This is a genomic window from Kitasatospora sp. NPDC057542, from assembly GCF_042801945.1.
GTDB lineage: Bacteria > Actinomycetota > Actinomycetes > Streptomycetales > Streptomycetaceae > Kitasatospora.
This window is the reverse complement of the sequence record NZ_JBHVFE010000236.1, coordinates 1-13,273: the sequence shown is the minus strand read 5'-3', so window position 1 is coordinate 13,273 and position 13,273 is coordinate 1. Positions and strand designations below refer to the sequence as shown.

Below are 13,273 nucleotides of genomic sequence, written 5' to 3'. Positions count from 1 at the left end.
GGCCCCGGCCGCGTTCCGGTGGGCACGCACGATCGCGGAGTGGCGATCGACGGCACATGGGAGCGGGTCTTCACGGCCCTGCGCGAGCAGGGCGGGCAGCCACGTGATGTTCGGGCGCCGTGCATCGGACGGCCCGGCCGCGGATCACTCCCGATGGATGACGGCCGCGAGGGCGCGCTCGCGGACGTCCGGCGAGGGGTGGTGGCGCAGCTCGCGCAGCAGGGCCTGCCACTCCTGGGGCCAGCCGAGGCGATCCCCGAACGCCTCTGTCAGCGCTGTTGCGAACAGTCCGGCGGCCGGGCCGGTGTCGCCGTTGCGGCGGGCGGTCCGCGCCAGCGCGTCGAGTGTCCCGGGCGGCGGCAGTGGGCCCGAGGCGTGCTCGCGCAGGAGCGTCAGCGCGGTGAGCGCGGCTGCCGCCGGCCGGCCCTGGTGGGCGTCGGCGAGCGCGCCGAGCGCGTCTGCCAGCGCCTGCGGTCCAGCCGCCGGGTCCACCAGCCGGCGCAGCGCGGCCGCCCTGACTCCCGCCAGGTCGGGTTCGGCCGCGAGCAGGTCGGCGGCGCCGGCGAGCAGCGGCCGGTGCCGGTCGTCGGCGGGGAGGTCGGCGAGGTGGGCCAGCCTCCGGCGGGCCGGCAGGTCCCGGTCGTCCCCGGCGTGGAGGTCGTCCGTCCGCGCGGCGGTGGCGAGTTCGGCGAGGGTGCGGTGCAGCAGGCTGCCGGGGGCGGCGCCGCCGAGCGGGTGTGGCAGCCCGGAGGCGGCGAGCGCGCGGACGGCGCCTGCGGCCTGCCGCCAGCCGCCGCGGTTGGCCGGGTCGGTGACGGCCCGTCGGGCCACGTCTGCGGTCTCCGGGGCCCAGGCGGCCCACCGCGGCAGCGCGGCAAGGGCGGGCGCCGCGACCTCCGGGTCGGCCGCAGCGGCGACGGAGGCCACCAGGTGGGCGTAGCGGGCACGGTGGGCCTCGGGTAGGTGCGCCGGATCGGCCCGCAGGACGGCGCGGCGCACGGGCGGCGGGGCCTGCCCGGCGGCGTCGGCGAGCAGCTCCCAGACCGGTTCGGCGTCCAGCAGGCCGGTCGTGAAGGCGACCGCCGCGGCGCGCACGTCGCGGTGCTGGCCCTCGACGCGGTACGCGGCCACCAGCAGGTCGGCGGCGGTCTGCGGCGGCAGGTGCTCGGCGGCCAGCCGCACGGCCTCCTTGCGGCTGGTCACCTTGCTGCCCTGTGCTCCGGACAGCAGACCGCCGAGGTGCTCGGCGAGCTCGCCGGGCGGGGCGAACCGAGCGGCCCGGGCGGCCGCGTACACCGCGACCCGGGCGCGGTCGCCGCCCGCGTGGGCCAGCAGGTCGCACAGCGCGTCGGCGGGCCGGTCCGTCCAGGCCAGTGCGGCGAGCGCAGCCTCGGCGAGCACCACCTCGGCGGAGTCCACCTGGGCGCGGACGACCGCCTCGCCGTACTCGGGGATCGCGGCGGCGGCGTGGACGGCTGCGGCACGTCCGTGCAGCGGCCGGGTGGGGTCGCCGGCCGCTGCGGCGGAGAGCCGGACGGCGGCCCGCCACTGGCTCGGGGTCCAGCGGCTCGCCGACCAGGTAGGGGGCAGGGTCGCCCGCTCCGGGCGCTTCAGGAACCTCCCGTACGGCGGCACGGGGGCGAGGAGCGGGTCGAGCAGGTCGGTGCGCCGTTCGGCCAGCACGTTCTGCACCGGCGACAGGACGGCGGCGGAGGGCTCGAGTTCGAGGATCTCGGCGACCCGGGCGCCGCGGGTGCGCGGGTCGTCCAGCCACAGGGCGGCGGCCGTCGTGAACGCGCCGTCCGACCCGAACCGGAGGGCGTGCAGGAGGAGTTCCTGCAGCTCGGGGACGCCTCGGGCCCGTCGGCCGAGCGAGCGGGCCAGGGCGAACAACAGCCAGTACTCTGCGGTGTCGGCCATGGTGTCCAGCCATGGCCGCAGGGTCGCGAACACGGCGTGTTCCTGGCCCCGCCGCAGCCGGTGCTCCAGTCGGCCGAGTTCGACCGTGCCGCTCTGCCCGGCGATCCGCCGCAGGCTCCGCAGTGCCCAGTCGACCAGCTCGGCCCCGTCGGCGACGGCGTGCTCGCGCAGCACCTCGGCGACCAGCCGCTGCAGGGCGGCTCGGGTGGCGTACGAGCAGTCGCGGGCGTCGACCGCGTCCCGCACGGCGGCGTCGAGGACGGGCACCGCCGCCGGGGTCAGCAACCGGGCGGGCACCTGGACGAGCGCGGTCAGCGCCGCGCAGCGCACCGGGTCCTGCTCGTTGCGCAGCCGCGCGAGCAGACCGAGGGTGTCCTGGATGGCGGCCCGGTCGTCGGAGGCTGCCGCGTTGGCGAGCAGGCCCGTCCAGGCGGCGGCCCGGTCGTCGGCGTCCGGGCGGGAAAGGGCCGCCCGCAGCTCCGGCTGGGCCTCCTCGGTGGGCAGGTAGGCCAGGACGGGGGCGATCTGGGCCCAGGGGCGGCCCTCGGCGCGGCGTGCGGCGACCTGCCGCCGTGCCTCGGCATGGCGGCGGGCGTGCGGGAACAGCGGTAGCAGCAAGGACAGTTCGGCCTCCCGCGGGAGGACGTCGGCGTACACGAGGTCGAGGAACGCGTCGCGCCGGCCCGGCGGAAGGGTGCGCAGCAGGGCGGCGAAGCAGCGGGGCGCGGCCAGCCAGTGGCGGCCGAGGGCGGGGAGTGAGGGCGGGTCGGCGCGCACGAGTCGGCGTAGTGTGCCGCTCGTGGGAGGTGTGGTGTACGGCCCGGCTGCGCCGCGCCGCGGGTCGGCGAGGATGCGGACGGTGCGTTCGGCGTCCGCGGTGGCCAGTGGCGGCAGATGATCACGGCGCAGCGGGAGGTCCGGACCGAACCGCTCCATCAGGTCGAGGACCCGTTCGGGGCGGGCCCGTACGGTGGCACCGAGGGCGTCGGCCAGGGCAGGCCACTGGCCCAGCCGCAACGTCTCGGGGCGCTCGGCGAGCACCTGTTCCAGGTGGTCGAGGACCTCGTCCGGGAAGCGTGCGGCGAGGGGGGCGAGCGGTGCGGCGTGCGCGAGGTCGGGCAGGGTCCGGGCGACGAACGCGGGGCTGCAGGCGGAGAGCAGTCGGGCGGCCTCGGCGTCGCCCCACTCGGCGCGCAGGCGGCCCACCAGCCGCTCGGCGAGCCGGTGTCGGCGGCCGTGCCGGACGACCCGGGTCAGCTGCCTGCGCAGGGTGCAGGAGGCGCCGGTGAAGGCTTCCTCGATCGCCTCGTCCGGGATGCCCTGGGTGCGGGCGGCGCGCAGGGCGTATCCGCGGACCACCGGGTCGGGGTCGGTCAGCCGCTCGGTCAGGTGGCCGGTGGCGCGGCCGGCCGATGCCGCGAGCGCGGCCAGCCGCCGGCCGTATACGCCGGAGCGTTCCAGGTCGGACAGCAGCCCGGGAAGCTCGCCGTCGGGGTCGAGTTCCCGGGCCCTGCGGGCGAGGAGCCGTTGGCGCTCCGGGTGGGAGAGCGGGTCGAGGTCGGCGAGCAACTGATCGGCTTCGTGCGGCATGCGGTCATTCTGGCCGGGCGGAGCGGGTGTCTCCCACCGGATTTCCGCCGCCCGGCCCGGGTGGGCCGGAGGGCGGCCACGGCCGACGGCGGGTTCGCGCGGCGCCGGACCGGCGTCCACCGCTGTGAGGAACGCATGGGCGGGTTTTGACCTCGACGGCGGGCGGGAGTCCGGTCAGGGGTGTCATGCCGGGCCCGCCCAGGCCTCGGCGCCGAAGGCGGCCTTGATGTCGGAGACGATGGTGGTGGCGTTCACGGTGGCGGGCAGGCCGTAGACGGTCGTCTTGCGGGGGTCGCGCACGACGAGCCGCAGCGGGGTGTCGCCGGGGTGGGCGGCGAGGATCCGTTTGAGTTCGGCGACGGACTGTGGGGTGATCCGGTGGGCGGGCAGGAGGAGCCGGACCGGCGGCCTGCCGGTGTGCTCGGCCGCGGACAGGTCGAGCAGGGCGAGTTCCTTGCCGTGGAGGTTCAGGCTGCCGTCGCGGTCCTCGATCCGGCCGTGGACGGTGATGGCGTTGTCCTCGGCCAGGGCGTGCCGGACGAGCGGGTAGACGGCGGGGAAGAAGAGGACCTCCAGGCCGGCGTCGCGGTCGGCCAGGGTGGCGACGGCCCAGGGGTTGCCCTTCTTGGTGACCTTGTGCTGGAGGCTGGTGATCAGCCCGCTGAGCCGGACGTCGCCGGTGGTGCGGCCGGAGGTCAGGAGGTCGGCGATGGAGCAGTCGCGGGCGGCGGCGAGGACGTGCTCGGCGCCGTCGAGGGGGTGGGCGGAGACGTAGAGGCCGAGCATCTCCCGTTCGGTGGCCAGCAGTTGGCGGCGCGGCCATTCGGTGTCGTCGACTGGGATGTCGAGGCCCAGGGCGGCTGAGGTGTCGTCGGTGGCGGTGAGGCCGGTGAAGAGGTCGTGTTGGCCGAAGCCGGCCGCCTTCTTGACCGGGATGATCGCGTCGATGGCCCTCTCGTGAGCGGCGGCGAGGCCCTGGCGGGTGTGCCCGAGGGAGTCGAAGGCGCCCGCCTTGATCAGGGAGTCGACGGCTCGTTTGTTGAGGGCGGGCAGCTCGACCTTGTGGAGGAAGTCGGCGAAGGAGGTGAAGCGTCCCTTGTTGCGGCGGGCGTCGGTGATCGCCTCGATGACGCCGTCGCCGACGTTGCGCACCGAGCGCAGGCCGAACCTGACATCGTCGCCGACGGCCGTGAACTCGGCGACCGATTCGTTGACGTCGGGCGGCAGGACGCGGACCCGGTTGCGCCGGGCGTCGGCCAGGTAGAGGGCGGCCTTGTCCTTGTCGTCGCCGACCGAGGTGAGCAGGGCGGCCATGAACTCGGCCGGGTGGTTGGCCTTGAGGTAGGCGGTCCAGTACGAGACGAGGCCGTAGCCGGCGGTGTGGGACTTGTTGAAGGCGTAGCCGGAGAACGGCAGCATCACGTCCCACAGGGCCTTGACCGCCTCGTCGGAGTAGCCGCCCGCCCGCATGCCGGCGTGGAACTTCTCCCACTCGGCGGCCAGGACCTCCGGTTTCTTCTTGCCCATCGCCCGGCGCAGCATGTCGGCGCCGCCCAGGGTGTAGCCGGCGAGTTGGCGGGCGATGGCCATGATCTGCTCCTGGTAGACGAGCAGGTGGTGGGTGGAGCCGAGGATGGGCTCCAGGGCCTGGTGGAGTTCGGGGTGGATCGGGGTGGGTTCCTGTTTGCCGTTCTGGCGCAGCGCGTAGTTGGTGTGGGCGTTGGCGGCCATCGGGCCTGGGCGGTAGAGGGCGTTGGCGGCGGCGATGTCCTCGAAGCGGGTGGGTTCCATCAGTCTGAGCAGGGCGCGCATGCCGGCGCCGTCGAGCTGGAAGACGCCGAGGGTGTTGGCGTCGGCCAGCAGCCGGTACGTCCTGGCGTCGTCGAGGGGGATGACGGTGGTGGTCGGTTCGCGGGTGGCGGGTGCGACGGTGGCCAGTCGGATGCCGCGGTTGGCGTGGATGTTCTCGATGGCCTGGTCGATGACGCCGAGGTTGCGCAGGCCCAGGAAGTCCATCTTGACCAGGCCCATGGCCTCGCAGGAGGGGTAGTCGAAGCCGGTGATCCGCGCGCCGTCGGCGGCGCGCATGTGCAGGGGGATGCGGTCGGTGAGTTTCGTCTTGGAGAGGATGACGGCGGCCGCGTGGACGCCGGTGCCGCGGGTGAGGCCCTCGACCCCACGGGCGGTGTCGATCACGCGGCGCACGTCCGGCTCGTTCTCGTACAGCCGTCGGACCTCGCCGGCTTCCGCGTACCGGGGGTGGGCGGGGTCGAAGATCGCGGCGAGCGGGGCGGGCTTGCCGTTCTGGTCGGGCGGCAGTGCCTTGGTGATGCGCTCGCCGTGCGCGTAGGGGTAGCCCAGGATGCGGGAGGAGTCCTTGATGGCGTTCTTGGCCTTGATCCTGCCGAAGGTGTTGACCAGCGCGGTGTACTCGTCGCCGTACTTGTCGATGACGTAGCGGACCATGCGCTCGCGTTGGCGGTCGTCGAAGTCGAGGTCGACGTCGGGCGGGTTGATGCGTTCGGGGTTGAGGAAGCGCTCGAAGAGCAGGCCGTGCTCCAGCGGGCACAGTTCGGTGATGCGGGTGGCGTAGGCGACGATGGATCCGGTGGCCGAGCCACGGCCGGGGCCGAGCGGGATCCGGTTGTCCCGGGCGAAGCGGCAGATGTCGGCGACGACCAGGAAGTAGGAGCTGAAGCCCATCGGGCCGATGACGGTCATCTCGGTCTCGAAGCGCTCCAGCACGTGCGGGGGGACCGGGTCGCCGTAGCGGGCGGCCAGTCCCTTGAGGACCTCCTTGCGCAGCCAGGACTCCTGGGTCTCGCCGTCGGGGACGTCCGGGTACTGCGGCATCTCGTCGACGTGGTCGAAGACCTCGCCGTAGGACTCGATCCGCTCGGCGACGAGCAGCGTGTTGTCGCAGGCCTGCGGGAGTTCGGCGAAGAGTGTGCGCATCTCCTTGGGCGTCTTGAGGTAGTAGCCGGAGCCGTTGAAGCGGAAGCGGTCGGGGGCGTCCTTGTTCTTGCCGACGCCGATGCACAGCAGGTTGTCGTGGGCGTCGGCCTGGTCCTCGGTGGTGTAGTGCGCGTCGTTGGTCGCCAGCAGGGGGATGTCCAACTCGCGGGCGAGCCGCAGTAGTCGGTGGCGGACGCCGTGCTCGATGGGCAGGCCGTGGTCCATCAGCTCCAGGAAGTAGTTCTCCCGGCCGAAGATCTCCTGGTAGGCCGCGGCGGCGGCCTTCGCCTCGTCGTACTGGTCGAGCCGCAGTCGGGTCTGGACCTCTCCGGAGGGGCAGCCGGTGGTGGCGATGATGCCGTGCGGCCGTGCGGCGATCAGCTCGCGGTCCATCCGCGGCTTGCCCGCCGGGAACTGGCCCTCGTAGCTGGCCTGTGTGCTGAGCCAGAACAGGTTCCGCAGGCCCTGGGCGGTGCTCGCCCACATGGTCATGTGTGTGAAGCGGCCGCCGCCGGAGACGTCCTTGGAACCCTCTCCGTCCTCGCCCGTGGCGCGGCGGCCGCCCTGCCCCCAGAACTCGCGTGTGCGGGCGAAGCGTGAGGAGGGAGCCACGTACGCCTCGATCCCGATGATCGGCTTGACGTCCGCGAAGTCCTTCGCGACCCGGGCGAACTCGTGGGCCCCGAACATGTTCCCGTGGTCGCTCATCGCGACGGCGGGCATCCGCTGCCGTGCCACCTCGCCGAACATCGGCCGCAGGCTCTGGGCGCCGTCCAGCATCGAGTACTCGGTGTGGTTGTGCAGGTGGACGAAGGAACCGGGACCAGGCATGCGTGGGCCACCTCCTGACCGGGGCGTCTTGTCGGGTACAACCGTCCGTTGGCCCGGATCATCTAAATCGAGGCAGTGACGGGGGATCAAACAACCAGACGGCGGGTGAGCCACAAGCGATGCTTGTATCGGTAGGTTGTCAGGTGTGGATCTCAACGCTGTGCGCACGTTCGTCGCCGTCACCGAGGCCGGCCGGTTCCAGGGGGCCGCGGACGACCTCCGCCTCACCCAGCAGGCCGTCTCCCGGCGCATCGCCGTCCTGGAACAGGACCTCGGGGTGCGGCTGTTCGAGCGGACGGGGCGCGGCGTCGAGCTGAGCGTCGACGGCCAGGCCTTCCTCCCCCATGCCCGCACCCTGCTCCGGGCCGAGGAACGCGCGGCCGCGTCGGTGCGCCCGGGGGCCCGCGCCCTGCGCGTCGACGTGGTCGGTCACCGGGTCGGCCCCGCCGGGCTGCTGCGGGACTTCCACACCGCCCGTCCCGACCTGCCCCTGGACGTGGTGACCCTCTTCGACCTCGACCAGGCCGTCGCCGCCCTGCGGGCGGGCTCCGTCGACGCCACCTTCCGCGCCGTCCTCGCCCCCGGGCGCCCTCTGCCCGAAGGCATCGAACGCATCGCGGTGTACGACGAGGCCCTCCAGCTGTGCGTCGGCCCCGCACACCCCCTGGCCTGCGCCGCGGCGGTCACACCGGTGCAGCTCGCCGGACAGCGCGCCTGGATGCCCGGCAACGCCCCCGGAACCGAATGGGCCGCCTACTACGACAGGTTCGCGGCCGCCTTCGGCATCACCCTCGACACCATCGGACCCGACTTCGGCATCGAGGCACTCCTCGACACCATCGCCGGCTCCGACTCGCTGGCCACCTTCCTCGGCGAGCGGACCCCGCTCGTCTGGCCGCCCGGCCACGACCTGCGGCGCATCCCCCTGCACCACCCCACCCCGGTCTACCCCCACTCGCTCCTCTGGCACGCGGACAACCCCCACCCGGCCCTCGCCGCCCTGCGCGACTACCTCACCGCGGTGCGACCGCACCGGGACGACGGCACCACCTGGGTGCCGGGACTGGCCACAGAGGCCGTCGCGGTGCCGGCCCCGCCCCCGACCCGCGCCGACCGGCCCCTCACCGCACCGTCCGCGGATCCGGCAGCTCCGCCGGCAGTGGACGCCTCTCGTGCGCCCGGGGCACCCGGAACCAGCCCGTGCGACAGGCGATGACGGCCCGGGACCGGAACCGGGACCCGTCCTGGCCGAACCAGGCCGGTCGTGGGACGGGCGGGCGGCCAGGCCGAACACCACCGACACCGGGACCGTGCGGGACGGGTCGTTCCGGTGACCAGCCGGCCGGCGTCCCGGGCGGCGTCGTCAATCTCCGAGCGGACCATCCCGAGTACCTGCCCGGCAGCATCCGGCCCGACGGCGCCCTCCGGTCGCCACGTCTTGCGCCGCGCTGTCACCCGCCGGGATAGCGGTTCCACCAGTGCGGGTCGCGGGCCGGTACGTACTCGCTGCCACCGGGCGAGTCGACGTACTGCTGGAGCAGGTCGCGCGCCAAGGTATCGAGCACCCAGGCGATTTCGAGTCGACTCAACAGCTCGACGGGCAACGCGTCGACGCCGTGCGCGGCACCCAGCAGCGCGCCGGCGGTGGACGCCACCGACTCGCCGTCCGGCGCACCGGACGCGAAGCGGAGGGCGGCACCCACGGTGTCGGGGCCGGGGAAGCGGGAAACCACGAGGAGGGCGCCGAGCAGCGCCGCGGAGGCGGTCGCGTCCGGAGCCAGCCAGGCGAGCTGCCGGGAATCCGGGACGCTGCCGGGCGCCTTCAGCAGGCCCAGGACCGTGTCCGGGCTCGCCGAGTACGGCATGGGCAGGGAACGGACCAGCTCATCCGTGGGATGGCCACGGCCTGGCAGGGAGGCCGTCCATGCCCGAAAGGGGTCGTCTTCGGTGAGGCAGCGGGAGACGAGTTCGGCCGCCCCCAGAGCCGCGTCCTGTGCGTCCGCGGCCCCGTGGGTGAGCGCGGCCGTCTCCCGGATCACCGTGGCGCAGGCGTCCGGACCGGCCGGGAGCTGCAGCAGTCCGAGGGCCAGGCTTCGGGTGAGCGCGTGGGCGCCCCGACTCTCGGTGACCGGCTGCGTCAAAGTCCCCTGCGTCAGCCCGGTCAAGGCGGCGACGGTGGCCGGCGCCGAGCCGCGGCGCTCGCCGAGAGCGGGCACCTGAGCGAGCCAGCCGTCCGGCCACTGGCCGCCGGCGCCGCGCGTCCAGCGCTCGGAGATCCGGTCCGGCTCGATGCCCTGCAGGACGGCCCAGCGGCAGTACGCATGCCAGATCACGGACGGCGCATGGCAGATGCCCTTGTGGTTCAGCCGCATCGAGGCGCGGATCGCCCCCTCGATGGTGAAGGCGGCCAGCTGGGTACCGACACCGATCCGCAACGGCCCCTCGGCCGGCCACCGGCCCCGGACCACCCCTGCCGCGTCTCCCAACGCCGACCCGAGTACCAGCCCCCGCACCCGGGCCTCGCTCACGGCCGTCTTCCCCACCATCCCCCCTGCCTCTCCAGCACCTACATGTCCGCCCCTCACCCCGGTCGCTCCGGCCCCGAGCCGATATGCGGCGATGATCATACTGGCGTGCGCGAGCGCTGCGATGACACAACCTCAACGCGTCGGAGGGTTCCGGGCCATGGCACCGTCCGCAGCTGGTGCCGCCCGTGGGCGAGCGGGCGGCACCAACCGACACGGGAGAAGAAGAAAGCCCGCCGCGGGCACAGCGGACCCGAACCGCTGGACACCTTCCCCGGCGGGCGGACGGCCTGGCGGCCGCGGCAGGGCGCGACCTGCCGCCTCGCCGTTCTCCAGGACAGCGAAATCCGCTGGCAGACCGACCTTTCACACCCGTAGCATCCGAGCCCCGACCCCGTCCGTCACCCCGAAGGAGCGCGCCCCATGTCCGTGGACGCCGGCCTGTACCTGCGCTGGCCCGAGGGCCGGGCACCGTCCGCCGAGGAGCTGGCCGAACTGTTCGGCATCACCCCCCGGAACGGGTCGGGCACCTGGGGGAAGATCGTCTCGGCCGACGGCCGCAGCAGGATGTGGGTCACCGTCTCCACCGACCCGCGCGACCTCGTCGACCCCTCCCGCACCTTCGGGTACGCCTACGACCACTGGCTCCACCTCTCCCCCTCCAAGACCGCTCCCTACCCCGAGGACACGTTCGCCGTCCTCCGCGCCCAGTGCCGGGAGATCATCGCCCGGCTGCGCCACACCGGGCTGGTGGAGAGCGCCTTCTACGTCGACGCCGACAGTCTGACCAGCTACTGGACCGACGTCCGGTCGGCCCTCGGCCCCGAGCCCCGCCCGGCCGTCGAGCTGGACGTGTGGTGGGCCGCCGAGGCCCCCACCACGTCCACGCTCCCGGCCGTCCTCACCCCGAACCTGCACCCGGCCCCGGCCGACCCCGCCCGGACCGCCCGCCTCATCCCCGCACTCGCCGAGGCCTCCGGCGTCCCGTGGGACATCGCCTACCGCGCCGACGAGCTGCCCGTCCGGCACACGGCCCGGTTCACCGGCCGCCACGTCGCCCCCGAGGAGCTCGACGCCTTCTCCGACCGGCTCGCCGCCGAACTGACCAGGCCCGGCGAACAGATCGACGTCGCCCTGTGGGTCAACGACCGCCTGTGCCGCTACGAGGTGGCCAACCAGCCCGTGACCGACCTCCGGGTGTGCTGACGCACGTCCGCTGTCACGGTCCGCTTCGCCGGGTCGTTGCCGCCCGCCAGCGGCGTTGGGTGCGGCACTGCGCCTTCTCCGGGTGGGCCGGTCGCCCCGATCGCCGTACCGCACCCTCCGACCCCTCTTCGGTGTCTCCAATTCGACGCCTTCGCCACTTACATAACAACAGTTCAAAACCGTGAGACAGCCGTGAGACAGGCGCACGGACGGGCCGCCGAAGCCTGCCGACCGCCCGCGAGCCGTACAGTTCTGCCCTGGCGCCGAGGAAACGGCCTCCACGGGACGCACACGACGGCACGCCCGGGATTTCGCGTGCGGACCCGATGCCCGACCGGGCGGGATGTTCCCGATTCCGACCACACCCCCGTTGATTTCACCGTTCCGCGAACCTCTCCGAAGGTCGGAATCGGCGTCCTCGTTTCACGATGCCGGTCGATCTCGAATCGGGAAACAGTGCAAGGAACAAGGTGGAGGCGGTTCGCGCACGGCTGGTTCGCCGCCGCGCCGACCGTGGGGGCACTGCTCGGGGCGGCGCCAGGACGGGGGTGCCGGCTCCTGGGGCGAGCACTTCTCCGGTGCGCTGGACGACGTCCGGGCCTGCCAGGGCATCCTGAGCACCGCTCAGATCGCCGGGCCCCGCGGACTACAACGCCGACACCCCGACGAAGACCGCTCCCTGACCGGTCCACACCCTTCGTTTCACCCAGTTTCAACCACCACTTCAACCACCGCTTCACCCAAAGGGGAACTCAGCCGTGAGGCACCACCTTCCGCGCGCCGTCATGGGCGTCCTGCTCGTGGCGCTCGTGTTCGCCTTCCTGCCCGGCACCCGGGCCACCGCCGCAAGCTGGACCAGCCACTGCGCCGTCGGCGGCTTCTGCCTCTACGACCAGGACGGCGGCCAGGGCGCCGAGCTCGCCAACGACCCCCGTGTCCCCGTCCAGGGCGTCGACCCCGCCTGGAACGACCGGGCCCGCTCGGTGGACAACCGGTCCGCCTACTGGGCCTGCCTCTACTCCGACGGCGCCTACGGCGGCACCGTCCAGGCCGTTCGGCCCGGCGGGCAGGCCAACCTCGCCGACCTCGGCACCCACCTGGACAACAAGGTCACCTCCCTCAAGGGTGCCAAGTCCAAGGCCGGCTGCTTCACCGGCTACGAGCGCTGCGAGACCGGGCAGCTCTGCCTGTTCGCGGAGGAGAGCGGCCGCGGCGCGATGACCTCCTTCACCGAGAACGAGGTCCGCGACTACGGCACCGAATGGGACAACCGGACGGTCTCCGTCTTCAACCACACCGCCAAGCACGCCTGCTTCTACCCGGACAGCGGGCTCACCGGCTCCTGGACCGCCAACGGCGCCGGCTACCGGGCCTTCGTCGTCCTCAGCGGCGACAGCACCTTCGTCCCCACGCCCTACGCCGGCACGCTCAGCTCCGACCGTCTGGTCGTCGCCGCCAACGGCCGCCCCGCCACCGACTTCTGCTGAACCGGGAGCCCTCTCATGAAGCACACCCTCGTGCGGCGGACCGCCGCGATCCGGACCGCCACCGCCCTCGGCCTGGGCGGCCTCCGTCCTCGCCGTCCCCGGCAGCGGCATGGCCGGCGCGACGGACACCGACATCGTCCTGGGCGCCATCACCCTCGCCCAGGCCGCCACCACCACGCCCTTCCCCGGGATCACCCGCACCGTCTACCAGGACGCCGACCGGACGTGGACGGTCAACGTCATGGACATCGACCCGAGCCGGGCCCCGATCACCTTCGACGGCTCGATCGGCCAGGGCATGTACACCACGCAGACCGTCCAGGAGATGCTGGAGCAGACCACCGGCGTGACCAGCCGACGCCCCTACCTCGGGGTCAACGGCGGCTACTTCGACGACGGCGTGGTCCTGGACCAGGCCAACCGGATCTACCTCGGCGACCTCGGCGGCACCTCGGTGAAGAACGGGCGGCTGCTCAGCGAGGCCGGCGGAGGCCGCTACGTCTACGACCCCGTCACCGGCAAGGCCGTCGGGCTGCGCCCGGCCAACTCCGTGCTGATGCTGCAGAACGGCCGTCCCTACATCACCGAGCTCGGCACCAAGCTCACCGTACAACTCTCCGACGACGCCACCACCGACGACGACCCGGGCGTCGAAGTGCTGTTCAACTCGGCGGGCGTGGCCACCGCCTGCTTCCGCCCCGGCGCCACCCCCGGCGGCATCGTCTCCGACGCCCGCCGGGCGGCCACGACGTGCCGCCC

General features: G+C 73.4%; 6 protein-coding genes and 1 pseudogene. 4 read left to right on the top strand and 3 right to left on the bottom strand.

Features of this window, described 5'->3' with window-relative positions:
* Positions 1–144: 144 nt before the first annotated feature.
* Together ACFU7Y_RS26310 and dnaE are read right to left on the bottom strand one after the other, a co-directional pair.
* Positions 145–3,510, bottom strand: a complete 3,366-nt coding sequence (locus ACFU7Y_RS26310; protein ID WP_380769846.1) for a hypothetical protein — start codon at positions 3,508–3,510, stop codon at positions 145–147.
* Between the two features lie 183 nt (positions 3,511–3,693).
* The gene (dnaE, locus tag ACFU7Y_RS26305; RefSeq protein ID WP_380769845.1) at positions 3,694–7,296 is read right to left on the bottom strand and encodes a DNA polymerase III subunit alpha; all 3,603 of its coding nucleotides are present in this window, start codon (positions 7,294–7,296) and stop codon (positions 3,694–3,696) included.
* Between the two features lie 145 nt (positions 7,297–7,441).
* On the opposite strand from dnaE, the gene ACFU7Y_RS26300 reads away from it, so the two are divergent.
* Entirely contained in the window at positions 7,442–8,512 is a 1,071-nt protein-coding gene (locus tag ACFU7Y_RS26300) for a LysR family transcriptional regulator (protein WP_380769844.1), read from the top strand.
* Positions 8,513–8,747: 235 nt separating this feature from the next.
* Here ACFU7Y_RS26300 and ACFU7Y_RS26295 read toward each other — a convergent pair whose 3' ends face one another.
* Positions 8,748–9,842: an ADP-ribosylglycohydrolase family protein gene (locus ACFU7Y_RS26295; RefSeq protein WP_380769843.1), complete on the bottom strand. Its 1,095-nt coding sequence runs from the start codon at positions 9,840–9,842 to the stop codon at positions 8,748–8,750.
* 402 nt (positions 9,843–10,244) lie between these two features.
* Between ACFU7Y_RS26295 and ACFU7Y_RS26290 the strand changes: the two genes are divergently transcribed.
* From ACFU7Y_RS26290 to ACFU7Y_RS26280, 3 genes and pseudogenes are all read left to right on the top strand, one after another.
* Positions 10,245–11,027, top strand: a complete 783-nt coding sequence (locus tag ACFU7Y_RS26290) for a hypothetical protein (RefSeq protein ID WP_224276593.1) — start codon at positions 10,245–10,247, stop codon at positions 11,025–11,027.
* Between the two features lie 758 nt (positions 11,028–11,785).
* Positions 11,786–12,514 carry a peptidase inhibitor family I36 protein gene (locus ACFU7Y_RS26285; RefSeq protein ID WP_224276591.1) on the top strand — a complete coding sequence of 243 codons (729 nt, stop codon included), beginning with the start codon at positions 11,786–11,788 and terminating at the stop codon, positions 12,512–12,514.
* 109 nt (positions 12,515–12,623) lie between these two features.
* Positions 12,624–13,273 (top strand): annotated as a pseudogene (locus tag ACFU7Y_RS26280) (hypothetical protein); the annotation flags it as partial.